A 25,998-nucleotide genomic window follows, 5' to 3' on the forward strand; every position below is an offset into this window, starting at 1 on the left:
TTCATGCCTTTTTATTGAAATGTGTTTATTTTAAATCGATTGATATCATCAAGTAAACCATGAAGCCCACAAAGAACATGAGAGAAAATTGCTTCACCGGCTTGCGGTGTTGCTTCACTTGCATTGCCTGCTGCTCCTTGTTTGTTAAGGTCACGCATTGTCCATCCAAAGGCATGAGGACCATAAGCGCGTAAATACTGATAGTTGGCAATCATATCAGCTTGCTTATTATGAAAATTTTCTGCTTTCTCCATATGCACTTTTTCGGGTGCTAAATAGAGCATGAGAGAGGTTTCTATAAAACCTCCATGGATATCAAGATGCTGTTGAGACGGTACCATTAAACCTTGTGGTAGGCCAAAACGACTCCAACTTGTTGCTACCGCAAGCATTGAAAAACGCCTCCGTAATTCGGTGATAACAATACTCATTAAGGGTGAATTACCTCCGTGAGCATTGAGAAGAAGAAGACGGTTGATCCCTTTGTGATAACAGTTTTCACCAATCTTTATCCATCGCTCAATAGCCTCGAAAAAGGTGAGGGTTTGTGTGCCTGTAACATCCATATGTTCTATAGAATAGCCAATCTTTTCAACCGGTAAAAGTGCGATATGAAATTGCTCTTTTGTTTGTAAAGTGAGGGCTTTTGCAAAAGCTTCAGCAATGATCCAGTCGGTTTCGAAGGGAAGGTGCTCTCCGTGATATTCGTGTGCGCCCAAAGGTAAAAGAGCGAGAAAAGGCGTGTTAGATATCATAAATTATTGCCCAAAAGAGAAGTTAACACAGATAAAGTGATCAAAAGTGCTGTCACTATTTAATCTATCTATAAGAGAAACGCAAATAGGCGTTTTTTTACATCACATATGGATGCTATAAAAATGAGAGTTTTGTTAAAAATAGTGAAGATTTTATTGAGCAAAGCCAACTCAATTTTTTTGTAATATGAGGCGAACTTTCTAAAGATAGCTATCTTTGGTAAGACTTTCTGATGCAGATTCTCATTTTTAATAAGTAAATATTCATACAGATTAAATACTTAACATCATGTAATGAAAAATAATTTTTCATTGTTTATTGAAAACACAATTTTTTCTGTAAGTTGCATATTCTTCTTTTTACTATGGAGCGAGGATAACCAAACTATTTCTATTGTTGCAATAGTACAGACTTTGGTTGCAATCAGAAGTTCTAAATTCTTAATTCAAGTATCTGTATATTACAAAAGAATAGAAATGTTTATTGATTGATTTTACTTTGGATAGTGTCTTAATAGACTTTAGTGTTCATGAGAAAAAATGAATATAAAGGGAAGGATTCACGTAAGATAAACTTGCAGTCTCAGAGAGCTCGATGAGTTTATAAGATGATTCAAGAAGAAACACCGTTGGATACATGATAAACAGAACGCCATTGTGTTGCACATTGATATGCTTGTTTTAAAGAAACCTTTCCTAATTTTAAAGAAACCTTTCCTAAGGTATCCAAGCCTATTTTGCGACGCTGTTCGTGAAGGGTATAACGGTAAATCCTCATAATATAAAATATATTGTACTTCACTATATTTACTTTTTTAAAGTAAAAAGCGACACCACCATTCACTTTGCCAGTTTTCAATATTGTGTTAACAGCGCTTGATAGTTAAAATATCTCATAAGTGAAATTTTCCTTTTTTCAAGTGTGTTTACACACACATCGTTTTCTTTTGTGATTTGAAAGCGAAGAATTTTGATTGATTCAATATAAACAGAGTTAAAATTAAGAGAGTCTTATAATAATCAGCCCTCTCATTCAACATGCAAAACAAGAAATTATTATTATAGATTAGTATCCTGCTATTAAAATGATCGATTGCTAAATTTATCATTCAATATCAGTTTTCATGGCGTTATTTTTTCAATGCGCTTACTTAAGTTGGTATCTCAAAAATGCAATTTTTAGTCAGTTTCTCTACCACTTTTCTTTCAAGCATTTGATTAATTATTTATTATTATTTATTTTGCACAAATTGCAGACAGTTATGTGAATATTGCCAAAAATTTATTTCAAAGAGAATTATTTTTTACTAATACAGAGTAAATATAATTACTCAAAAGATAAATAGGGCTGCGCTCTACAATATTGACGAAAAATATGGAATAACTTTTATGAGAATTAAGAAAGAAAATTGCTTTTCAGTATTTTGGGGGATCATCTCATTTTTCATGACTCTCTTTTTATTTAATTTTAGGTAGTTTGTTGGTGCTCTAGTGTTGCTTATAATGTTTTTGTAAATCTGATAGATTTACTTATTTTATGCGTTTGTTTTATTGGGTTTTAAAGTCAATATTTAAGTTCTTTATGCTGTATGAGATAAAGGTGCTGAATTACCTTTTTGAAGATGCTATGCGCTATTTTTCTTTATATATCAGTAAAAGTTGAGAATCATTTTATTAACGTCTTTTCTATTTGAAAATAGAGATCTTGTCTATTTGAAAATAGAGATCTTGATTTATTTTTACATTTTATAACTGTTTTATAGAAAAATAATACACTATTTTAAGGTTTATTTATTAGGATAGATTTGTTTTAGATCGAGGTTTTTATTCGCTATCAATTTTATTTTCAAGTTTATTGATGAGCGATATAATAAAAATTCATTAAGTATTCTTTCATTTTTATATTTATTGAAATAATAGAGAAGAATTATCATTAGATTGACAGTTTTTAATTTTATAGTTCTTTAAAATTTAATTACATTTTAAATTATTTTTATCATTTGTTGTTTTTGTGTCTTTACATTCAATACACAATGTGTTATATCTGTAATATAATTACAGATAATATTTTATTATGTGTAATTATATAAATAATTAAATATAAGTTTTGGTTTTTATATATGTGAATATTCTTTCATTTTTTCAGTGAAGAAAAGAGGAGCAAAGAAAGCTATGTTTAAAATATTTAAAAATCGTGTATGTTCATTTACTTTTACACTATTTATTCTTTTTTTTGTACAAACTATAGAGGGAAATGCAAGTTTTGTAAAAAATCAATTTCAAGAGAGTGTGGCAGTTACTATTTCTACACTAGAAAAAAATGTAGTTATTAAAGCTGTGGATAGAGCTGTTATTCAAGGCGTTGAGGAACAAAATGCTATTGTTTTGGGGAAAGCTGAAAAAACTGCTGCCTTTTCAGGTGCAGCTTTTTGGGGGGGAATAGGTATTATATCACTTCTTGCTTCTTTATGTATTGGGGATGTATTAGGTGCTGTTGTATCTCTTTGGGGAATATTCACTACACTTTAGTAGAAAGCTCATCGACAAAGTCGATGATTTTTTTGTTCATTTCATGATTTTGAAAAAATAAATATTTGAACTTATTTATACTGTATTGGATGGAAAAATCACTATTATTAATACCAAATGTAGCTTTTATTAACATTATTAAAGTTCAATGTCCTACATTTATGTTTTTTTACAAAATAGTGTAACCTCATTTTTTACAGTTTATGGTTATTTCCTAGTAATAAGGCTAGTATACTTACTATCTTTATCAGCCTTTTAATATTGTTTACCTTCTCTCATATGAAGATTATTCATTAAAGGCATATTTTATCCTTTTTAAAATTTTTTATCTTTTATAAGAGGATAAAATAAAAAATATCCCTTATTCATGGCTCTTATGCAATAAGAAAAATGATAAATTATTATTTCAAATTTGTTTATGTTAAATCCATCAAAAGTATTTTTTACATAGAACAAGTTGCGTTCGTGTATGGATAAGATTATCAAAAAAAGAGTAAAAATTCTTCTCATGAATCATCTCAAAGGCTCAAGGGCTGTCGTAATATTGACAAATAAAATGATGATGCCGGTTTGTATCTTTATAGAGTAAAGATAGTGATACACAATGAATCTTATGCCATCTCATGGGGTGGTTTATATTGTAGCATTTACGCGCCATATTGTGAGAAGGAAGTGGTGATATGCATCGTTGAAAATGCCTTTATTAAAAGATAAATACTTTTATTTGCGATACAAGTGTATTCTGGGTTGTTCTGTCGTGTCAGGGAAAGATGCTGTTAAGTAAGGTAATTAAGGAGTGTTTATAGCTTAGCGGAAGAAGGGACATGAAGTAAAAGGTCTTGTTTAGCACGAAGACGCGCAATCCATTGATCTTCACGAATAGCAGTATTATGTATTGTAATGAGTTCGTTTTTTTTAATTGCAGCTGTTACTGTTGCTTTTTCTAAAAGACCACAAGGAATGGCGTGGTGAGCGCGTGCTTCTGCGATGTTCATTATCCAAGCGCGATAAGTATAAAGACCGATAAAGTCTAGCTGATCACCTGGATGTAAATCTTTTTTAGCAACAGCACAGACTTCTACTACGGGATGGCTAAGAGGAACCATATCTTTTTTGCCATAAAGCATAGCGCGTGCGCAGGTGAGGGGAACTTCCATTGCTGTTAAATGATAGGGACGGTGAAAGGTGAAATAAGGCCCCTGACCAATTTTTAAATCTTCCATACGTTCGCGTAAACGTGGGTGCGCTATTTCTGCAATGACAAAGACACCTGGGGAAACACCTTGGCCTGTTGAATAATCTACAATACCATATCGCTGCAAAATGCCTCCATCTTGTTTTGGGATAAGCACTTTGTTTAGATCTTGCAGCGCCGCTTGTGGTCCATGCATTCCTGGGCAATCGGGGAGAAGTCCAGTGGCATTGGCAATTGCTGCCATTTCAACCATCGTTTTGGAACCATCAATAAATTCAACCAACATGCGCACATTCATATTACGCCGGAATGCTTCTTCTTCGTAAGCATCAGGTGTAGCATCAAAGCGCAGAGGATTATTTTTTCCTTTACCTGCTGCAACAATCTTATGTCCAAGGGCTGAAACAAATTCTATGAGTTCCATACAAGAAGTTGGTTCATCTCCGGCACCAAGTGTATAAATGAGCCCTCGTTTTTCTGCTTCATGTTTGAGATAAGCGCCAATTGTAACATCTGCTTCAACATTCATCATGACAAGATGTTTGTTATTCTCAAGCGCTTTGATACCAATTTCTGCTCCTGCTTCGGGATAGCCTGTTGCATCAACGATAATATCAATTTGTTCATGACGTAAAACAAGGTTAATATCATCTGTTGCTGCAATCAAATTTTTTTCAATGCTTTGCGTGAGAGCATAAGTATTTTCAACTTCACAGACATGTCCATCCTCGCCATAGGCCATTGTAGCGGCATCAAAAATACGTGACGGCGTCCTAGTGGCTACTGCAGCGACTGTTATACCATCCATATGCGCAATACTTGATAATAAATCTGTGCCCATTTCACCACAACCAATCAGTCCAATACGGATGGGGGGATGCTTTTCTGCACGTTGTTTCAAATCATGCGCTAAACCTGTTAGGTTCACATTGCTTGCCATTCTTTTTTCCCATTTGAAAACTATTCTGCTAAAGAGCTTTTCTCATTCATAAGGTGCATTTGTTTTTAAGACAATTAATCTTTTATTCTTGATGCTCTAATCAATGGATTTTATAAAAGCAAGAGGGGTGGTTGTTTTTATCAAATAAAATAGGAATAGCGTTATGCAGCAAAAAATAGCAGTACAAGATGTCACCAGTTTTATTGGGAAAGAAGTGGGATTATCGGGGTGGCGTCTTGTTACACAGGATATGATTAATCAGTTTGCATGCGCTACAGATGATCATCAATGGATACACGTTGATGAGGAAAAGGCTAAAAAGACACCTTTTGGAGGCACAATTGCTCATGGGTTTTTAACATTATCGCTTTTGTCTACGCTCGCTTATGAGGCACTTCCAGAGTTGGAGGGGAGCACAATGGGGATTAATTATGGTTTCGATAAAGTACGCTTCATGAGTCCTGTGAAAACAGGGGTACGGGTACGTGCGCGTTTTGTGTTAGATGATGCAGAAATTCGCCCTTCTGGTCGAGTGGTTTTCCATTATGGGGTTACGGTAGAAATTGAACAGTTAAAAAAACCAGCTCTTACGGCTCAGTGGCTTATTGTGGCAGTGATGGGGGAAAAATCTTCCAATATCTAGATTAGTTTGAGTACTTTATTTTATAAAATTTTTGTACAATTCTATGAGAAGTTTCTTCAATGATAATATTGAGAATAATCTATAGGGTGATAGATATGCTATAGCTATCATAGCGTTGATAGCTATAGCAGATTGCTATCTTTCCTAGATCTTTTTGAAGAGGAGTTTCTTGGTGAAGATAGTGCATTGCCTCACGCTTTTGTTTATAGCATTCTTTAATGGGATCATAGCCCTCACATAAACAGAATGTTTCAAATGGAATATACTTGCGTTGCTAATTCACGGGCTTATTTTAAAGAAACATCTCTCAACGCTCGTCACACCCATTTCGCAATGGCGCCTGTGAATAGTATAACGGTAAAGCCATTGAGCACCCCATATCTTTATGCTTGTGAAGAAGAAAACCGGTACTATCATATTATATGCTAGCACCTTATATGCTAGCACCCAATGTTAAGACAGGTCTTGGTGCTTGAGACAATTCATAAGAGGCACGCCTTCCTTGCTTGTATAGTTTTTACTCACACGGCTCTTCCTGCTTGTAACATGCAAGCGAGAGATTTTGATTAATTCGATATGGAACAAATTGGGAATGAGAGGACTTTACGGTATTCAGAGTTCTTATTCAATATGTTGTCTAAGGTTGGGAAAGGTCGTGACCAATGTCTTAATTTGACATGATAATTTATCATTTTTATGTTAAGAGAGAGTTTCAAATATTGTAAGATCTCTCATTTCATTTCCTTTTATATTCAATCAGTTAAAACTATTTTCTTTCATGTTACAAACGGATGGGGAGAGATAAAAACTGTTTAAGAAAAAAGTTCCTAATCTCTTATGAACGTTTTCGACAACCAAGGGTTGTTGCACTTGGAAAGTGGCAAAGAGGATGATGATACTGGTATGTGAAATTCTAAGTCTTTTAATGTTTTGTTTTATCAAGTTTTTGTACGATTTTATCAGAAGTCCATTGGGTTATAATATTGAGCATGATCAAAAGAATGATGACAATGGTCATGATGAAGGTATTATAGCGTTGATAGCCATAGCGGATTGCCATATCCCCTAAACCGCCTCCACCAAGATATCCAGCAAGTGAGGTGGCTCCTATGAGAGAAATGACCATGACTGTAAAACCTGTAATCAGGCTAGGGAGAGCTTCAGGAATAAGAACATGTCTGATAATTTGAAGACGGCTTGCACCCATAGAGCGGATCGCTTCAATGAGACCGTTTTCAACGGTTTTAAAAGAGAGTTCCGCCATGCGTGCATAAAAAGGAATAGCTGAAATGGTCAGTATAAAAATTACAGCAGGCATTCCTATCCCTCTTCCTACAACGATACGCGTAACGGGAAGAAGATAAAATGCAAGAATAATAAAGGGAATGGCACGAATACTGTCAATGATCATGCTTAAAGGGCGATTGATGAGAGATGAGGAAAAAATCCCCCCGCGTGCTGTTGTGTGAAGAAGAAGACCAAGGGGAAGTCCTATAATAAATGCCATAAAAGAAGCACTAAGTGTCATCAATATTGTATCAATAACAGCTTGGGGAAGTTCATGAGACAGAACATTAAACATAGCCTAAGACCTCACAATATCGTCCTTTTTTCGTTAACCATTGAACAGCTTTTTCTAAAGCTTCTTTATCTTCTCCAGGAAGAGCCAAGAAGAGTCGCCCGATGGTTTCATCTTGAACTGTATCAATGCCACCATGCAAAATACGTGCTTTTAAACCACTCTCATTTTCTAGAAGATGAAGAAAAGGCTGCTGGGCAATTTCACCGGCAATATTGATTTCAATGACAGCTTCTCGCCCGATTGGTTTGAGATTTTTCGCAAATTTTTCAGGAAGTTGCGGGGTGACAAGCTTGAGCATGGCTATGGTTGTATCGTCTTGCGGTGATGTAAAGATGTCTTTCACACGTCCTTCTTCTACGATGTTCCCCTGATTAAGAACAACAACGCGATGCGCTATGGTGCGCACAACTTCCATTTCATGGGTGATGAGCACAATCGTGAGATTGAGGTGTTTATTAATATCAGCAAGGAGCTCTAGAATAGATTGTGTTGTTTCAGGGTCAAGAGCAGAGGTGGCTTCATCTGATAACAATATTTTAGGATTAGCAGCGAGCGCACGAGCAATGCCAACGCGTTGTTTTTGCCCCCCTGACAATTGTGCCGGATAGCAATATTCTTTTCCATATAACCCAACCAATTCAATCAGTTCAAGGGCACGTTTGTGGCGTTGTTTTTTACTTACACCACTTAATTTAAGCGGCAATGCAATGTTATCAAGAATATTTTGCGATGAGAGAAGATTGAAATGTTGAAAAATCATCCCAATTCGTTGACGGTAAGGCGCCCACTCTATCTCTGATAGATTTGAAATATCAACACCTTCAAAAAAAATGGACCCTGCATCAATCTTCTCTAACCCATTTAAACAGCGGATAAGTGTTGATTTTCCTGCTCCACTGCGCCCAATAATGCCAAGGATTTCACCAGCATGGATATTTAAAGAGAGATTATTAATTACCGGAACACCAGCCGTTTTGTTAAAACAACGGCTGATGTTTTTTAAGGAGATAAGGGTAGGTTTTTCCATTCACAATTACTCGGATATTTGGCACAATTACCAAGAAGTTTGGGCGGTTTTGCCAAAAATCTCTTTGATTTTTGCACGGATAAGATCGTTGTTGTAAGCGGCAACTAATTTTTTAACCCATGGCTCATCTTTTTCGCTCGTGCGTACAACGATGATATTATCATAAGGATTATTTTTTGCGCTCTCCCATGCGACGACATCTTTTTCGAAGTTTAATCCGGAAACAATAGCCCAGTTTGTGTTTATAATTGCAAGATCAAAATCGTCAATAGCTCGCCCTAACATACCAGCATCGAGCTCACGAATTTGCAGGTTTTTAGGATTTTCGATAATATCAAGTGGAGATGCAAGAATATTATGGGGATCTTTTAACTTAATGAGACCTAAAGAATTGAGAAGAAGTAAGGCTCTTCCACCATTAGATGGGTCGTTTGGAATACCAACATGTGCACCATCACGTAGATCTTTTAAGTCTTTGATTTTGTGCGAATAAACACCGATTGGAGCAATAAATGTATAGCCGACAATTGAAAGTTTATAGCCACGTTGTTTCATTTGTTCATTAAGATAAGGAGCGTGCTGAAAAGCATTCGCATCGATCTCTCCTGCGTTAACAGCGTCATTAGGCAAAGCGTAATCAGAAAAATAAACGAGTTCAATATCTAAACCGGCCTTTTTAGCCTGTTCAGCAGCAGTTTTCCAAATAATCGCATCCCGCCCTTCCATAATACCAAGTTTGATTTTTGATTTGTCTGTAGCCATGACAAAAACCGTAGATAAAAAAAGTGCAAAGAGAGAGAGGAATAATCCTATAATCCGACTACGAGAAAAAAATTTTAATGTCATGTGCTTTTAACTTTCTTTTCCAAGAGATTTTTTGAGGGAAGTTTCAATATACTCTGTATTTTTCTAAGGAGATTTAAAGTTATACAAGCTTTAGAGAATATTCAATCACTTTTATTTTTAAAAGAGTATTATTTTTCCTTCTATTTTTAGTATTTTGGGGGCTTATCATCATTCATTCTCAGTAATTCTCTGAAATTTAGGAAATCAATTCTTTTATTGCAATCATTTGTTGAGGGAACCAATAACACTTGAAAAACTTCTTTAAGGGACGATTGGTTGAAGAACCAGACAATCAGATGATGCTTTAGCTGTAAATTTATGAGGAGCATACTGCGCAATCAAGATCAAAAGGCCGTGTTCGTGTAGAGGGGGAATAAAGAGAGATTTTGTTACAATGTTGTGGGGTCTTTTGGGCGGGAAATAAAAGTTGCGGATCATTGGATTTAAACGCGGCAAATTTTTGCAAAGGCGAAATTTTGCCCTTCACATGTTTTGAGAGAGGAAGAAAAATAATGTTAAGAAAGAAATTTTTATCAACAACAATGATTTTATGGGCTTTGGGAGCGTCGGGGGTGGCTGTGACTGCTTCTCACGCGGAAGCTGGAACCATTGCAGGAACAGTTGCTCGTGTTGCTTCAGGTCAGGTATCTTTACGCACAGGTCCTGCGACAGCTTACAAAGTGATCTCAATGGTTCCAATGGGAGAAAAAGTGCAAATTTATGGCTGTCTATCCAATAAAACTTGGTGTTCTCTTGGTTATCACGGAAAGGTTGGTTGGGCATCTGCACGTTATGTCAATGTCAACAATGTTCCTACCGTTGCTTTTACAAAGATGCCAGTAAAGCCAAATGCTATGAGAAAATCGCCAAAAGTAAAAAAAGAAAAAGTAAAACAGGTTGTTTCTGGTTTTAAAGCTCTTCCGGCGATTCAAAAAACACGGAAAAACATACAAAAACTCTACAGAACAGATATGATTATCGATTCTACAGGTGTCAAAAAAAGAGATGAACGGACAATTTTAAATCCTTCGCCCAAAGCACAAGGAGTTTCTGTAAAGCACGTAAATGCTTATAATCCCTTCTTTCCTGATAATGTCAATTATAAAAATTTTGAACGTAATGAAACACGTTACCGTGTTGTGACTTATCCTGCTCGATAAGGGTAAGTTAATTTCACAACCGGAATGATAAAAAGGATCAGCAGCATGAAGCAAAAAACGCTTATGCTGCTGATCCTATTGTACCGTAAAATGGCATTAGGGCGGCGATGATTAATTAAGGTGGCGAGGTATTCATGGATATTCAGAGTAAAATTTGTCAATACCCCGAATTACAGTCCTTTAGGCTGGTGATATGAATCTCCAGCAGGGGAAGATCCTACTGAAGAGAAGCCGGACTTTTGACAGACCGGCTAAGGCTCTTTATCCTTTCGGACAGGGCGTTAATTTACGGACTTAGGCTTTATCAAATTACGAGAAATGAGCAATTCAGCAATTTGAACTGCGTTCAATGCTGCTCCTTTTCTTAAATTATCGGCGACAACCCAGAAAGCTAAACCATTTTCAACGGTAATATCTTCACGAATACGGCTAATAAAGGTGTCATCTTCTCCGGTACATTCATAAGGTGTGGTATAGCCACCATCTTCGTGTTTATCGATAAGCTGACAACCGGGAGCATCGCGGAGAAGCGCTTGTGCTTCAGATACGCTTAGTGGTTTTTCAAATTCAACATGGACAGCTTCGGCATGACCGATAAAGACAGGGACACGAACAGCAGTGGCTGTTAATTTAATCTTCGGATCGAGAATTTTCTTTGTCTCAGCAGTCATTTTCCATTCTTCTTTTGTATAACCATCTTCCATGAAAACATCGATATGAGGAATGACATTAAAGGCAATGCGTTTAGTGAATTTTTTTGATGTAATTGGGTCTGCAACAAAAACAGCACGTGATTGTTCGAAAAGTTCGTCCATTCCTTCTTTACCAGCTCCAGAAACCGACTGATATGTAGAGACAACAACACGTTTAATGATTGCAGCATCATGGAGAGGTTTTAAAGCTAAGACCAGTTGAATTGTTGAACAATTAGGATTTGCTATAATATTACGCTTAGAAAAGGCATTTATAGCTTCGGCATTGACTTCAGGGACGATCAACGGAACATTGGAATCATAGCGCCACGTGGAGGAATTATCGATGACGACACAGCCAGCGGCAGCGATTTTAGGAGCATATTCTTTGGAAATGCTTCCTCCCGCGGACATCAGACAAAAATCTGTGTCAGAAAAATCGTAAGTATCCAGTGCTTTTACTTTTAAAGTTTTATCTCCATAAGAAACTTCTTGTCCTAATGAGCGTCGTGATGCTAGAGGGACAATTTCATGCGCAGGAAAACCACGTTCCTCTAAAATTGTAAGCATTTCACGACCAACATTTCCGGTTGCGCCGACAATTGCAACTTTAAAACTCATTTTCTATATACTCCTCATGTCTCTCCACGTTTATTCCCCGTGCTATACTCAGGAGAGAGTGAGTTGGTCAAGGAACATCATTAAATTATATTTTTGATTTTCAACAATTCAATTTTGTGCACACCAATCCTTATCGTCAGCACAATAAATTGTTTTATTTCAAATGATATGTTTTTTTAATCTTTCAGAATTGAAAAATTGAATATTTTACGCGAAACTGTTATCTCTTTAGAGAGCACTTTAATTAAGTGAATTCCATATCTTCTGTCAATTGTTTACCTTCACACTTTTGAATTTTTTAAGGATGCTATTACGTATTGCGTTGGGGGAATCTTTTAATACCTTATCTGTTAAGTGTTGAAGTATTTGATCTTCTCCCTATGCCTTTAAAAGCGAAGCTTCCTATTACAGTCTGTAAACAGCCAGATTCTAGCGGTTACTTTTAGCAACTTCCCATTTTTCACTTGAACTTAAGGCTCAACAAGCAAGCCTAAAAATATTTAAAAAGACATTTGGCACCTAAAAAACATTTGAATGTTTCAAGGAGGTATGCATGCTTCATATTCTCATACCTTAAATGATAGAATTTATGGTACAACAGGATAAACTTAAGTATCCATTATATAAATAAATTCTTATGAAAGTTATACATATAGTTTTTTCGTGTCTTATTTTTACTTTAATCCTGTTATGCTATAAAATATCGTCATTTGAAGTATGGTGATCTTTAAGCTTTCTTGATATATTTAAGTGTGTGGGAATATTCTTAGGCTTGTTTGGCGAGCTTTTTGTTTCAAGTGGATTATATGAGTGGAAAGCCGTTGAACACCTCCATGTTTAATGTTTAAAAAAAAGAGTAAGTTAGCACCATCATACATTTTTTCAGCACTCAATGTGGCTACAGTTCTTGGTATGTGAGACGATTCAATTAAGAGGTATGCCTTTTTTGTACATTTTTACTCACACGCTAACTCTGCTTGTAATGTGCAAATAAGTGATTTTGATTGATTCAATATAGAACAAGTTTGAAATGAAAGAATTTTATGATATTCGAGACACTCATTCAATATACATAACGTTAGATATATCATTATGAATCAAAGCGCTATAGCTCAGTTAAACTCGTTAGAATTCGGACTATTTACAGACCAGATTAGATTTAAGAAATTTCGTTCTCATGAGGTGTGGGGAGACAGTCAAAATTCTTTTCAATGTTATTAAGGATGTTGATTGTTCTTTCAGTGAATTTATGAAAATAAGGGGTCATTTTTTTCACCAGAAATCAACTGCAAAATAGCCCTTTGTTTTTTGCGGGTCAGCATTCTGAAACTTTGCAAAAGTAAATATTCTGCTTTGCTTTCTACTCTGTCATCACAATGATAGAGGGGATCTTCTTTTTTTGTGTTATCAGCATAAAAGAAGGAAACGGGAACATCTAATATATGAGCAATTTCTTGTAAACGTCTTGCACTTACGCGATTTAAACCTTTCTCATACTTTTGAATTTGTTGAAATGTTACGCCCAAATGACTCCCTAATTGTTTTTGAGAAAAACCCATGAGGTTTCTTCTAAAGCGAATTTTTTTGCCTAAAGAAATGTCATAAAAATGTAAATTTTTGGCTCGCACTTTGCTCCCCCTCCGGTTGCGAGCGCCCTCGCATTAGTATTCCGGGGTCTGGAAGTGCTGAAACCGAGCCAGCCTCTTGCTTTTAGTGCTGAGAGCACTTGGACATAACAAGAGCCCCCGGAAATTCCGGGATATCCGCAAAAAGCGGGTTTATTTTATACTCGGTTTTAGGGCTTCCAGGCCCTATTGATCGCTGCGTATACGATCAAAAACACAAGTTCATTCATAGGATAATTTCTTTAAATCGTCAACCAGAGTGACAGCAGTTGGTTTGGTTGTTTTTTGCAAAGTTTACATGCAACTGTTGCAATGCATCCCTTTATTTTGATGAAATTTAGGACAATTTCTTGGTGATCATTATTGGGAATATTTAAAATTGTAACTATATGACTTTTATCCATTTATTGTGTATAGAAACGGAAGTTTCTTTTCGCATTCAGAAACAAAAGACTTTTTAGAGTAAGTATAACATTGGAAGTTGGTAAAGAGGGGAGTTGGTAAAGAGAATGCTGGTGCTGGCGTGTAATGGATTAGCGTTTAAAATACCAATATTAAAAAGATTGCATGAGCAAAAGAGAGCGTTTCATAGAGCAGTGATTGATAACAGCTTTCTCCAGAAAAAATGAACGAAATTTTCTTATTTTTTATACGCTACGTTTTCATTGTTTTGCAAAGGGCGTGCTTCTGAGGCAAGCATAATGGGAACACCATCACGAATAGGATAGGCAAGTTTGGCGTTGAGAGAAATGAGCTCTTGTTTTTTTCGGTTGTAAGAGAGTGTGCCTCTCGTTATCGGACAGACGAGCAATTCGAGCATTTTGGGATCTGTGGTCATTTTTTTCATGTTTGGACGTTCATTAGTTTAAACGGTAATCTGTACCTGTTTGTTTCATGAGTGAGCGTTCTGTTAATGCAAGAAGAGTTTGGGCACGGCTTTCGATATCTGGAGCTTCAAGGAGAGCTTGTTTTTCTGCTGGTGTAAAGGGGATAAGAGCTGAAAAAGCATTAACCAATATAGGTGTAGGGGCTTCTATGATACTGCTCCAATTATATTCCATTTCATGTATGGTTAGATATTTTTCTACAACGTCGAGTAAGCTCTCTCGGTTAATGCTTTCTTCAACATCAAATTCTTGCAAGTCTTTTATGTTTGATTGGATGAGAGCTGTTCGATAGGATTTTGTGTTTGTCAATTCTTGTTCTAAGGTGAAGCGGCAAACACCTTGTAAGATTATGAACAGTTGTCCATTTCCTGTTTCACTGTAGTTTGTAATGCGCCCTATACAGCCTGTTTTATAAAGTTGTGTAGAGAAGCGGTCTGTGTTCGATGAAAGTGGTTGAATAATGCCCAATAGACGATCAGTTACCATAACGTTTTCAATCATTTCAAGTGATTCTGGTTCAAAAATGTTGAGTGATAAAAAACCGCCGGGTAGTAAGAGTGCACCTTCTAAAGGAAAAAGGGCAATTTGCTTTGGAAGATCATTTTCGCAATTGTAAGAGATATTACCAGCTTTCATGAGTATTTTGTCACCTTTGTTCGGTAGTTTTAGTCTGTAAATAGTCGCAATTTATGACACTATTGAGAAAGCAGAAAACCTACTTCTTGTACATTAAAATCATACTTATAAAATACTTGAAGTCCTTATTCTAAAAAAAGAATATGAAACCCTATCTTTAAGGTTGAACTGCGCGAGAAAGAATATTGCTTTGCGATCTTTTTAGTGTGTGACGTTTTGCATGATTTTCAAGAGGTATTTTTGTTTATAGCTTTTGATTTTGTCTTAAATTTCCTAAAATGTGTTCCTTGCAATTTTTGTAAGGTTCAAAAGGATACTATTATAAATCTTTTGAAGCAGCTTACGCAAGTTTTAAAATGAGAACATTTTCATCACTTTACTAATGACAGTGTGATAAAGATAGGTTATAGGTTAGGGCATGCTGGAAAGAGCGTTATCGTTTCTTTCATTCTTTTGCGGGAGAGTGCAGATTGCGAATTTTCGCATTGCCGCCGAAGGGGAAATAGCCCATAATCTCTCAGGCTTTAAGGACCGTAAAAGGAAGAAGGCAGATCTGGAAAGTCGGGAGAGCCCGCGCCGAAGGTGTAAGCGAAAAATCTTTTCGCGAGTCTCTCAGGTTGATGACAGAGGGGTGCAGAGACGGTCATATTCTGTGGGCGTTAGCGCAGCTTTGGAGTTATTATGGGCACAGCACAAGAAACATCTTTTTTAAAAACACTTCCTTTATATGATATGCATGAAAAAGCAGGAGCAAAATTTGGTGCTTTTGCGGGGTGGAACATGCCTTTAACGTATCCTCTTGGCGTTTTGAAAGAGCATCTTCATACGCGTGCACATGCGGGACTTTTTGATATTTCTCATATGAAATTGATTGCCGTTGAAGGGGTACAAGCCGTGGAATTTTTGTCCTATGCTTTTCCCATTGATGCAGCAGCTTTAAAGATTGGGCACTCACGGTATAATTACTTGCTTAATGAGCAGGCTGGTATTCTTGATGATCTTATCATTACCCGTTTGGAAGAGGACCGTTTTATGTTGGTCGCCAATGCTGGGAATGCACAGGCTGATTTTGTAGAATTGGAAAAGCGTGCGGTTGATTTTGAATGTCAAGTGATTGCTCTTGAAAGGGTATTGCTTGCTCTTCAAGGTCCTGAAGCGGCCGCTGTTCTTGCTGATGCCGATTTGCCAGGGAATGAATTGTTCTTTATGCAAGGATTCGAACCACAACAGGATTGGTTTATAACGCGTTCTGGGTATACGGGAGAGGATGGTTTTGAAATTGCTTTGCCTATAGGGCATGCGCATATGTTGGCTGAAAAATTGCTGAGTGATTCTCGTGTTGAGTGGATTGGACTTGCAGCACGCGATAGCTTGCGGTTGGAAGCAGGGCTGTGTTTGCATGGAAATGACATTACCCCTGATACGACACCTATTGATGCGGCTCTAACATGGGCTGTTCCTAAAAGTGTTCGAGAAAAAGCACAATTTTATGGCGCGAAGGCTTTTCTTGAAGCGCTGCAAAAAGGACCTGCTCGTTGTCGTGTTGGATTAAAACCGCAAACGCGCCAACCTATTCGTGCTGGTGCGGTGCTTCTTGATGATCAAGGTAATGAGATTGGAGTTGTAACATCAGGTGGTTTTGGTCCTTCTTTTGATGGTCCTGTCGCGATGGGTTATGTTTCTGTTGATTGTAAAGTTGAAGGGACACAAGTCTTTACAGAACTGCGAGGCAAAAAGATTGTATTATCAGTTCATTCACTTCCCTTTGTTGAACAACGTTATTTTAAAGGATGATTTTTTATGTCTAAAACTTATTTTACACAAGACCATGAATGGCTTAGCGTTGAAGGAAAAGTGGTGACTGTTGGGGTTACGCATTATGCGCAAGAGCAATTAGGAGATTTGGTTTTTGTTGATTTACCACAAAGTGGGACAAAACTTTCCAAAGGAGAGGCAGCTGCTGTTGTGGAATCGGTGAAAGCCGCTTCAGATGTTTATGCTCCTCTTGATGGTGAAGTGGTCGAAATAAATGAAGCATTGGCTGATAATCCTGAATTGGTAAATCAGAAAGCCGAAACAGAAGGCTGGTTATGGAAAATGACATTGCAGGATGAGACACAACTGGAAGGGTTGTTGGATAAAGATGCTTATAAGGCTTTGATTGGATGAGTATCATGATCGAGCGTTCTTTTTCTTCTCGACATATTGGGCTGCGTCCTGATGAAACACAAAAAATGCTTGATGTTTTAGAGCTTGATTGTGTTGATACACTCATTTCTCAAGCTGTTCCACATTCTATCCATTTGGGACGTTCACTTAATTTACCAAAGGCTGCTAGTGAAGGACAAGCCTTGGAAGAACTCTCCAAGATGATGGAGCGTAATTGTGTGCACAAAAGTTTTATTGGGCAAGGATATCATGGAACTCATGTGCCCCCAGTTATTTTACGAAATCTGTTTGAAAATCCTGCTTGGTATACTGCTTATACGCCTTATCAAGCAGAAATTAGTCAGGGTCGTTTAGAACTTTTATTTTATTTTCAGACATTGGTGAGTGAACTCACAGGTTTGCCTGTTGCTGCTGCTTCCCTTCTTGATGAAGCAACAGCTTTAGCTGAAGCCAATGCCCTCGCTTTTCGCTTTTCCCGTGAGAAAAAGACGAAGATTTCTCTTCAGAGTCTTTTACATCCTCAGACTTTAAGTGTTGCGCAAACGCGTGCTGAAACACAAGGTATTTGTATCAGCCCAGAGAGGAAAATTTGTTCTAATACAGCGGCAGTTGTTTTGTCTTGGCCAGATACAAAAGGTGCTTTTCATGATTACAGTGAGATCATAAAAGAGGCAAAGGAAAAAGGAGCTTTAGTTATCGTTGTGGCTGATCCTTTAGCGCTTACCCTTATGGAGCCACCTGCTCAATGGGGGGCAGATATCGTTGTTGGCTCTATGCAGCGTTATGGCGTTCCAATGGGCTTTGGTGGTCCACATGCTGGTTACCTTGCAGTGAGTGATGCGTTAACGCGTCTTATTCCAGGGCGTATTGTTGGTCAATCCGTGGATACGAGAGGGCGTGTTGGTTTTCGTTTAGCTTTGCAAACACGTGAACAACATATTCGGCGCGATAAAGCGACGTCAAATATTTGTACAGCACAGGCTTTGTTGGCTAATATGGCAACCGCTTATGCTGTTTGGCATGGGCCGAAAGGTTTACAAGAAATTGCGCAGCGAATTCATCATTTAACATGTCGTTTTGTTGCTGGTTTAGAGGCTGCAGGTGTTTTTTGTGAAGGAGAATCTTTTTTTGATTGTGTAAGCATTGTTGTGAAGGGAAAAGCGAAAGAGATTGCACATCAAGCCAAAATGAGTGGACGCCTTATTCGTGTTCTCGATGATGACACCATTGCAATCAATTTTGATGAATTATCGACAGAAGAAGATGCTTGTGCTTTAGCGCAGCTTTTTGGGGCACAATTAGGCGATCAGGTTTCTCCACGACTCTTTGGCAAAAAGCGGAATGCTGCTTTTCTTTCTCAGCCTTTTTTTCATGCGGTTCATTCAGAGACAGATATGATGCGCTTTTTGCGTCGTTTGGCAGATAAGGATTTGGCGCTGGATCGTGCTATGATTCCTCTTGGCTCTTGTACAATGAAGCTTAATGCGGCGGCTGAATTGATGCCTGTAAGTTGGGCTAGTATGGCCAATATACACCCCTTTGTTTCACAAGAGGATGCAGCGGGTTATTTAGAGATGATTAATCAGTTAAATGCATGGTTGTGTGAAATTACAGGATTTGCGCAAGTTTCTTTTCAGCCAAATTCTGGTGCTCAAGGTGAATATGCGGGGCTTTTGGCTATCCGACGATATTACCAATCACGGCGAGAACATCAACGTACAGTTTGTCTTATTCCTGCATCTGCGCATGGTACCAATCCAGCTTCGGCACATATGGCAGGTATGGAAGTCGTTGTGGTAAAATGTTTAAGCGATGGTGATGTTGATGTAGACGATCTCAAAATGAAAGCGCAATTGCATAAGGATAAATTGGCTGCTCTCATGATTACTTATCCTTCAACACATGGTGTTTATGAGGAAAGCATTAAGGAAATTTGTTCTATTATTCATGAAAATGGCGGACAAGTTTATTTCGATGGTGCTAATCTCAATGCGCTTGTGGGGCTTGCTCGTCCTGCAGATATTGGCGCTGATGTTTGTCATATGAATCTTCATAAAACATTTGCCATTCCCCACGGAGGTGGTGGTCCTGGTATGGGACCAATTGGAGTTGCAGCGCATCTCAAACCATTCTTACCAGGGCATGAACAGGATGGGACAACACATGCGGTTTCGGCAGCTCCTTATGGAAGTGCGTCTATTCTTGCGATTACATGGATGTATATTCGAATGATGGGGGCTGATGGCTTAAAATATGCAACACAAATAGCCATTTTAAATGCCAATTATATTGCTGCACGTCTTTCACCCGCTTATTCCATTCTTTATCGGGGCAAGCATGGACGTGTTGCTCATGAATGTATTGTGGATACACGTGTGTTGAAAGAGCAGTATGGGGTGAGTGTTGATGATATTGCAAAACGTCTCATTGATTATGGATTCCATGCGCCCACGATGTCGTTCCCTGTTCCGGGAACTTTGATGATTGAGCCAACGGAATCAGAACCAAAAGCAGAAATTGATCGTTTCTGTGATGCTTTACTCTCTATTGCTGAAGAAGCGAAGAAAGTTGGTCGTGGGATTTGGCCAAAAGACAATAATCCGTTGGTTAATGCCCCTCATACAGTGGCAGATGCTTTAGATGATGCTTGGGAACGACCCTATTCGCGACAAGAAGCTGCTTTTCCCAACAGTTCTCTTGATCCAGCCAGTAAATATTGGCCTCCTGTATCGCGTATTGATAATGTTGCGGGAGACAGAATGCTCATTTGTTCGTGTCCGCCATTGGGAAATACCTATTAAATAACAAATATGTATTTACTTTGTTTATTTACATAAACAAAAAAGCCCACACATTTTGTGTGGGTTTTTTACTTATTGATCATGTTATTATGGAGTTATTTGTCTATTTTCTAGAATTTTGCATAGTTTTTTATAACATGAGAAAAATCGGAAAAGTCGACAAAAAACTGTGTTTTGTGGGCAATAGGCATGCTCTCCTTTGCCTTCTACCGTATGACATGGTTTTAGTGACTAGGCGCATCGGTCTAGCCAGCTAATTCACGTAAACGAGAGTGAAACCTACGGGGGATAGGGTCCAGTCTGTTGCATGTGTTGTGACATACGACTCTCACTAAGGTGACTACGACCGGTTGCAGAAAGAATAAAATCAAATTTAGTGTTATCTGATGATAAAGCCCCGCGAAACTCTGTTGTTGCATATTCTTAAGTCAAGCATTGTCTAAATATTTCTCTTTAATCTGCTTTTTATAAATATGACGCAAAAATACGTAAGAATACCTGTCAGAATGAGTAAATGCAAAACCAAATGTATTATGGTTGTTTTTTTACAGGGTGTCTTATAAAAAGCCGGCACATCTTTCCAATCCATTGTAGGTCAGTTTGTGACTTTACGGCGTTGTTTTCCTAAGAGCCCGTGTGTTTTAGCTGTTGCCTGTAAATCCACATCCAAACTTAACGCAGCGACATGTTTTAAGTCAGAGATTGAGACAAAAAAGAGCTTTATGAGTAGTTCAAGCTTTTGTATGCCAGATGATGGCGAGGGGATTGCGTATTTCTGTTGACGTAATCTTTGAAACTGGAAGACAATCTAATTTCAGAGAAATATAAAGCCGTAAAGGTGAAACTCAATCCTCAGTTTGTCATCTCCTTTTAATTCAGCTTTACGGCTTTCAGAAGCATCTAAAGCAATGTTTTTTTATAATGGGGATTACATATTGTCCCATGCTTTTATTTATTGTGTTCTTAATGGGATACCCTCATGTAAAACAGAACACTCCAAAAAGAATATACTTTGGTTGTTAATTCACGTGTTTGTTTTAAAGAGACATTTCGCTCCCAATCCCATTTCGCGACGGCGCTCGTGAATGGTACAACGATAAATCTATTGAGAGAGCTCCCAATCTTTACGCTCTATGAAGGAAGAAGTTGGCACTATCATACACTTTGCCAGCCGCTTAATGTTATAGCTCTTGGTACTTGAGATGGTTCATAAGAGGTATTATTCCTTTCTTAAATCATTTTTATCTATACATAGTCCAGTTTGTGGTATGCAAGCGAATGATTTTGATTGCTTCACTATGAACAAAACTGAAAATAAGAGAAACTTATGAGACTGGATGTTTTGTTTGATATATAGAGAATTAATACTTTAGTTTAATTGGGCATTTAATTTTAAAAACTTTGCAGTAGATTCTTTTTTGTCAATTTGTGGGAAAAAGGCTAAGCTTTTGTATTTTGGGTGAAAGCTACTTCCATAAAACAGTTCATCAACTTGTCTATTTTGAGATTTCTGTGAATGTGCGGTGTCTATGATCATTCTATGTGATTGATTGTTGTAAAATCTTTCATAAAAAACCCTCAATTTTCTAAAATGATGATTTTTATCAATTTATTTCTTTAAAGAGTTTTTATGTGTAAATGTATTTATAGCGGGAGCCAAGAGATGTTAGAATTTCATTGGGAAGGGTATCGGCATCTATAGATACTCTTTCAAGTGTTTGATGGGGTCCAATGAGTTCTACCCAGTCACCTGTTTGAGGTTTTTGATCAAGATCGGTCGTATCTACAATAATGGAATCCATAGAAACCCGCCCAACCATGGGAAGTTTATACCCGTTGAAATAAACTGTTCCTTTATTCGAAAGAGCACGGAGCCAGCCGTCTGCGTAGCCTATAGAAATGGTTGCAAGAGTGCTTGGTCTGTTGGTTATAAAGCTTTCTCCATAACCAACAGGTGTGCCTATATCAACAACGCGGTTTTGAATGACTTGGGCTTCAAGTTTTAAAACAGGTTTCAGAGGTGATGGGTGTTTCCCCCGCGGATCAACTCCGTAAAGTGCAATGCCGGGGCGAACAAGATCAAAATAAAAATCTGATCCTAGAAAGATACCTCCAGAATTGGCAAAGGAAACTTTGCAAGCAGGCAATTGCGCAAGGATGGTTTTTAAAGTAGCCAATTGGGCATAATTGGATGGGTGGGTATCATCTTCTCCGTTAGAAAGATGACTGAGAATATATTTTATTTCTGCTTTTTCGAAAATTGTAGGGTGTTTGATGAGTTTTTGTAATTCTTTTTGATCCAGTCCTAATCGGTTCATATGGGTATCGATTTGAATAATTGCTGGAAATTTTTTATCTTTTTTTTGACAAATTTTTTGCCAATTTTCAATGGCATTCCAAGAGTTTAGAACAGGAACAATACCAGATTGTGCGACAAACTCTTCTGCTAAGTGTGGAAGTCCATTCAGAACGGCAATCGTGACATGTGATGGTAAGATGCTTTTTAATTGGAGGGCTTCTATGATTTGGGCGACAAAAAAAGTGCGACAACCAGCTTGATAAAGGGCAGGAGCAATTTTGTGAGCTCCTAATCCATAGGCATTTGCCTTTACAACTGCTGAACATTGTGTTGGAGCTACACGTTTGGCTAAAGTGATATAATTGGAAACAATGGCACTGACATTGATGGTTGCTACAGCTACATAGAGTGATGTATTGATTTCATCATTAACGGATTTTTTCATTTTAAAAGCTTATCTGTGTTCGTGAAATACGGAGTTTTTGGGTTATTTCATTGAGGTTCTTTACGATATAGGGAAAGACACTACTTTCTATGGTTAAAATCATAAGGAGCTTATACTGAATTACGCACCATTAAAGTCGTTTTTTTATGTAAAATGCTACTCTGGATATAAGAGATATTTTAGTTTTATTTGTGTTGTTAGAAACACGGTATCTTCTAATAATTTGTAAGACATAGACTTTTGTTTTTTACTTATTTTCCCTAGTTGAGGCATATAAAAAATAGAACATAGTTTATTGTATTGTATCATTTTGAAGAGTGCAATATTAGGCTGTTGTTGCTGGTGCGATTGTTTTGATTAAACATTGCATTGGCTGCTTATTCAGAGAAGGTAAAATGATTAAATTAACCACTCTAAATCAATGCATTACAAGTTTTCTATCATGGGGGGAAGATCACTTATCTGTGCAATTTTGGATGTCGTCTCATGCACTTAAAGTTATTTTTGTTAAATAGAAAACAGTGTGTAAACACTTTCTGATATATTAAAAACTGTTGATTTAGAAAACCCGTTGATTTGAATATTGTCGATTTTCAAGATGGATTGGGTATCCAATATTTACTTTCTATCGTTTGATTGGTTTTAAGTGAAATCAATTTTGTCGCTTATAGAGCGCGTTAGACTCTTTTATTTATGGATATTTATGGAAAGCGCAGTGTAAAAAGGTCAGTAACGAAAACAATAGATGTAATGCCGGAAATCTTGTTGAAGATTCGTGCGGTTATCGTTCAATCAACAAAAATTTTATCTCTCTTATTTGAAGGTTTTAGGTCATAAGTTTTGTTAAGCGAGAGAGTGTTATAGCGTTACAATGGAAATATGCATTATGTGTTAAAGGGGAAAAGAGTACCGTGATTGTTTAATACTCAATGTTTTTGTTTTTCTTTGAATGTGATTTGTATTCGTATTTTCCTCATTCGTTTAATAAAGTGTTAATCTTGAGATTTTTGTTTTAAGAAAATTGTTGGCAGATGGTTATGCAAGTACTATATCACGTCAAGGATTCGAAATTTAACGTTCAATAAAGATATGGGGAAGAGTATGAATACGTCTGCTACCAATGTTCCGTCAAACATCAGTAGCGTTGCAAATTTTCCGATTCCTGAGAATGTGTTCGCCCTTACTGTCCAAGAGGTTTGTCACTATACAGATCGGTTATTTAAATTCCGTTTGAATCGTCCGGATAGTTTTCGTTTTCGTTCGGGTGAGTTTGTTATGATCGGTTTGCCAAATGCAGAAAAGCCGATTTATCGCGCTTATTCGATTGCAAGTCCTTTTTGGGATGAACAGCTTGAGTTTTTTTCGATAAAAGTTCCAGAGGGACCTTTAACCGAGCATCTCCAAAAAATTAAAATTGGTGATACAGTTCTCATGCGTAAAAAATCTACAGGAACACTGGTTCTTGATGCTCTTATTCCTGGAAAACGTCTTTATCTTCTTTCAACTGGGACGGGGGTTGCTCCTTTTGCAAGCCTTATTCGTGATCCTGAAACTTATGAAAAATTTTCAGAAGTTGTCCTTATTCAAACAACGCGTGAGCAGAGTGAGTTAGTTTATGCAAAAGATCTTGTTTCCTCTTTGCAACAAGATCCACTCATTGGAGAGTATGCACAACAGTTGAGATTCTATCCTATGACTACTCGTGAACCTTCTGAGCATATGGGCCGTATTACGACTGTTATGGAAAGTGGGGACTTTTTTGAAACAACTGGACTTCCTAAAATTCATCCTGATGAAGATCGGGTGATGATTTGTGGTTCCATGGCAATGTTAAAAGATTGCGCAAGGATGTGTGAAAGTTTTGGTCTTGTTGAAGGGGCTAATAATGCTCCTGCTACTTATGTTGTAGAGCGCGCTTTTGTGGAGTAATGAGTGGAAAAGTTGAGGCTTTATCTTCTTTCAAACCGGTACGGTTTTTTTTCCTTTTGCAAGCTTTATTCGTGATCTTGGCACTTATGAAAAATTTTCAGAAGTTGTCCTTACTTTAAATAATGCGTGAGCAGAATGAGTTAATTTATGCAAAAGATCTTTTTCCTCTTTGCAACAAGATCCACTCATTGGAGTATATGCACAACAGTTGAAATTTTATTTTATGACCACTCGTGAGCTTTCTGAGCATATGGGGCGTATTACGACTGTTATGGAGAGTAGGTGCTTTTTTGAAACAAGCGGCTTTGAAACAATAGCACTCTCCTAAATTCATCTCGATGAAGATCGGGTGATGATTTGTGATTTTATGACAATGTTAAAGATTGCGCAAGGATGTGTGAAAGCTTTGGTCTTGTTGAAGGGGCTGATGTTCTTGCACTTTACATTATATTGTAGAAAGAGCTTTTTTCGAGGGAGAGGGAAGTTGCGATGCAGTATATGCTAATGCAGTAATCGAATCCCAATCATTTATTGCAATGAGTTGTTGGGGCGCTATCCAAGAACCGCCAACGCAGAAGACGTTAGGCAGTTGGAGCCATTGTGTTGCACTTTTTTGTGTAATACCGCCTGTTGGGCAAAACCGGATATCAGAGAAGGGAGATGCTAAAGCTTCGATGAAGGCAATACCTCCAGCGGCTTCAGCTGGGAAAAATTTGAGATATGAATAGCCTTTGTTTAATGCTTGCATGAGTTCACTTGGGGTCATTGCAGCGGGAAGAAGGGGAATTTCACTATTTTTTGCACAATTGATTAATTCATTTGATAATCCGGGGCTTACAATAAACTTGGCTCCCGCTTGTTCGGCTTTTTCGTAATGTGTTGTGTTGAGAATTGTTCCGGCTCCAACAATTGCTTCAGGGACTTCTTGTGTAATTTTCTGAATTGCTTTGAGGGCATTTGGTGTTCGCAAGGTGATCTCAATTGTTTTTAATCCGCCTTTGACAAGAGCGCGTGTTAAGGGTACAGCACTTTGTAGATTGTCAATGAGCAAAACAGGTATAACAGTTTGTCCTTGGAGATATATTAAAAGCTTTTCTCTTTTTTGGCACATGATATTTTTTCTTCTTGGAGATGATATTATTTGTATCGTTTGATTAAGCACAATATGTTAAAGAGTACATGAATAAATCTTGAAATTGAATGAAACGCGCGTTATG

At 37.5% G+C, this 25,998-nt stretch carries 19 protein-coding genes, 1 pseudogene and 1 riboswitch; of the genes and pseudogenes, 8 read left to right on the top strand and 12 right to left on the bottom strand.

Translation table 11 applies throughout. The features are described from left to right. Positions 1-11 precede the first annotated feature (11 nt). Together ACFIKB_RS07415 and ACFIKB_RS07420 are read right to left on the bottom strand one after the other, a co-directional pair. Entirely contained in the window at positions 12-755 is a 744-nt protein-coding gene (locus ACFIKB_RS07415) for a creatininase family protein (protein ID WP_375636448.1), read from the bottom strand. Positions 756-1,368: 613 nt separating this feature from the next. Then, on the bottom strand, positions 1,369-1,557 hold the full coding sequence (locus ACFIKB_RS07420) for a hypothetical protein (RefSeq protein WP_375653196.1): 189 nt from the start codon (positions 1,555-1,557) through the stop codon (positions 1,369-1,371). Positions 1,558-2,927: 1,370 nt separating this feature from the next. Between ACFIKB_RS07420 and ACFIKB_RS07425 the strand changes: the two genes are divergently transcribed. Next, positions 2,928-3,284: a hypothetical protein gene (locus tag ACFIKB_RS07425; RefSeq protein ID WP_375653198.1), complete on the top strand. Its 357-nt coding sequence runs from the start codon at positions 2,928-2,930 to the stop codon at positions 3,282-3,284. Positions 3,285-4,084: 800 nt separating this feature from the next. Here ACFIKB_RS07425 and ACFIKB_RS07430 read toward each other — a convergent pair. After that, positions 4,085-5,419, bottom strand: a complete 1,335-nt coding sequence (locus tag ACFIKB_RS07430; protein ID WP_375636451.1) for an NAD(P)H-dependent oxidoreductase — start codon at positions 5,417-5,419, stop codon at positions 4,085-4,087. A gap of 163 nt (positions 5,420-5,582) precedes the next feature. Between ACFIKB_RS07430 and ACFIKB_RS07435 the strand changes: the two genes are divergently transcribed. Next, positions 5,583-6,062 (top strand): MaoC family dehydratase, encoded by a 480-nt coding sequence (locus ACFIKB_RS07435; protein ID WP_375636453.1) that lies wholly within the window; start codon positions 5,583-5,585, stop codon positions 6,060-6,062. A gap of 922 nt (positions 6,063-6,984) precedes the next feature. On the opposite strand, the gene ACFIKB_RS07440 is transcribed toward ACFIKB_RS07435, so the two are convergent. From ACFIKB_RS07440 to ACFIKB_RS07450, 3 genes are read right to left on the bottom strand one after another with little or no spacing between them, the layout of a single operon-like run. After that, on the bottom strand, positions 6,985-7,644 hold the full coding sequence (locus tag ACFIKB_RS07440; RefSeq protein ID WP_015856780.1) for a methionine ABC transporter permease: 660 nt from the start codon (positions 7,642-7,644) through the stop codon (positions 6,985-6,987). Continuing rightward, entirely contained in the window at positions 7,637-8,671 is a 1,035-nt protein-coding gene (locus ACFIKB_RS07445) for a methionine ABC transporter ATP-binding protein (RefSeq protein ID WP_015856779.1), read from the bottom strand. Before ACFIKB_RS07445 ends, ACFIKB_RS07440 begins: the two co-directional genes overlap by 8 nt. A gap of 27 nt (positions 8,672-8,698) precedes the next feature. After that, positions 8,699-9,517, bottom strand: coding sequence for a MetQ/NlpA family ABC transporter substrate-binding protein (locus ACFIKB_RS07450; protein WP_015856778.1), 819 nt, complete (start codon positions 9,515-9,517; stop codon positions 8,699-8,701). 512 nt (positions 9,518-10,029) lie between these two features. Here ACFIKB_RS07450 and ACFIKB_RS07455 point away from each other — a divergent pair. After that, on the top strand, positions 10,030-10,677 hold the full coding sequence (locus ACFIKB_RS07455; RefSeq protein WP_375644966.1) for an SH3 domain-containing protein: 648 nt from the start codon (positions 10,030-10,032) through the stop codon (positions 10,675-10,677). A gap of 281 nt (positions 10,678-10,958) precedes the next feature. Here the strand turns inward: ACFIKB_RS07455 and ACFIKB_RS07460 are convergent, their stop codons facing one another. From ACFIKB_RS07460 to ACFIKB_RS07475, 4 genes are all read right to left on the bottom strand, one after another. Beyond that, a complete protein-coding gene (locus tag ACFIKB_RS07460) occupies positions 10,959-11,990 on the bottom strand; it encodes an aspartate-semialdehyde dehydrogenase (protein WP_375644965.1) in 1,032 nt (343 codons plus the stop codon). Between the two features lie 1,247 nt (positions 11,991-13,237). Next, entirely contained in the window at positions 13,238-13,618 is a 381-nt protein-coding gene (locus tag ACFIKB_RS07465) for a helix-turn-helix domain-containing protein (protein ID WP_375653199.1), read from the bottom strand. 637 nt (positions 13,619-14,255) lie between these two features. Next, entirely contained in the window at positions 14,256-14,462 is a 207-nt protein-coding gene (locus tag ACFIKB_RS07470; RefSeq protein WP_375653202.1) for a Trm112 family protein, read from the bottom strand. 13 nt (positions 14,463-14,475) lie between these two features. Next, positions 14,476-15,138 (bottom strand): LON peptidase substrate-binding domain-containing protein, encoded by a 663-nt coding sequence (locus tag ACFIKB_RS07475; protein WP_375644963.1) that lies wholly within the window; start codon positions 15,136-15,138, stop codon positions 14,476-14,478. 446 nt (positions 15,139-15,584) lie between these two features. Beyond that, positions 15,585-15,682: riboswitch (glycine riboswitch) on the top strand. Positions 15,683-15,819: 137 nt separating this feature from the next. On the opposite strand from ACFIKB_RS07475, the gene gcvT reads away from it, so the two are divergent. From gcvT to gcvP, 3 genes are read left to right on the top strand one after another with little or no spacing between them, the layout of a single operon-like run. Then, the gene (gene gcvT / locus ACFIKB_RS07480) at positions 15,820-16,932 is read left to right on the top strand and encodes a glycine cleavage system aminomethyltransferase GcvT (protein WP_375653203.1); all 1,113 of its coding nucleotides are present in this window, start codon (positions 15,820-15,822) and stop codon (positions 16,930-16,932) included. Between the two features lie 6 nt (positions 16,933-16,938). Next, the gene (gene gcvH, locus ACFIKB_RS07485) at positions 16,939-17,307 is read left to right on the top strand and encodes a glycine cleavage system protein GcvH (protein WP_273723568.1); all 369 of its coding nucleotides are present in this window, start codon (positions 16,939-16,941) and stop codon (positions 17,305-17,307) included. Between the two features lie 5 nt (positions 17,308-17,312). Then, positions 17,313-20,108, top strand: a complete 2,796-nt coding sequence (gene gcvP, locus ACFIKB_RS07490; RefSeq protein WP_375653211.1) for an aminomethyl-transferring glycine dehydrogenase — start codon at positions 17,313-17,315, stop codon at positions 20,106-20,108. Between the two features lie 1,628 nt (positions 20,109-21,736). Here gcvP and alr read toward each other — a convergent pair. Continuing rightward, positions 21,737-22,852, bottom strand: a complete 1,116-nt coding sequence (alr, locus tag ACFIKB_RS07495; RefSeq protein WP_375644962.1) for an alanine racemase — start codon at positions 22,850-22,852, stop codon at positions 21,737-21,739. A 1,101-nt stretch (positions 22,853-23,953) separates the two neighbouring features. On the opposite strand from alr, the gene ACFIKB_RS07500 reads away from it, so the two are divergent. Beyond that, complete coding sequence (locus ACFIKB_RS07500; protein WP_375636462.1) at positions 23,954-24,781, top strand: ferredoxin--NADP reductase; 828 nt, start codon at positions 23,954-23,956, stop codon at positions 24,779-24,781. A 15-nt stretch (positions 24,782-24,796) separates the two neighbouring features. Then, positions 24,797-25,248 (top strand): annotated as a pseudogene (locus ACFIKB_RS07505) (ferredoxin--NADP reductase); the annotation flags it as partial. On the opposite strand, the gene eda reads toward ACFIKB_RS07505, so the two are convergent. Next, positions 25,227-25,892 carry a bifunctional 4-hydroxy-2-oxoglutarate aldolase/2-dehydro-3-deoxy-phosphogluconate aldolase gene (eda, locus tag ACFIKB_RS07510; RefSeq protein WP_375653205.1) on the bottom strand — a complete coding sequence of 222 codons (666 nt, stop codon included), beginning with the start codon at positions 25,890-25,892 and terminating at the stop codon, positions 25,227-25,229. The pseudogene ACFIKB_RS07505 and the gene eda sit on opposite strands and share 22 nt — an antisense overlap. Positions 25,893-25,998 lie beyond the last annotated feature (106 nt).

Source organism: Bartonella sp. MR110HLJHH, assembly GCF_042194225.1.
GTDB classification, from domain to species: Bacteria; Pseudomonadota; Alphaproteobacteria; order Rhizobiales; family Rhizobiaceae; genus Bartonella; species Bartonella grahamii.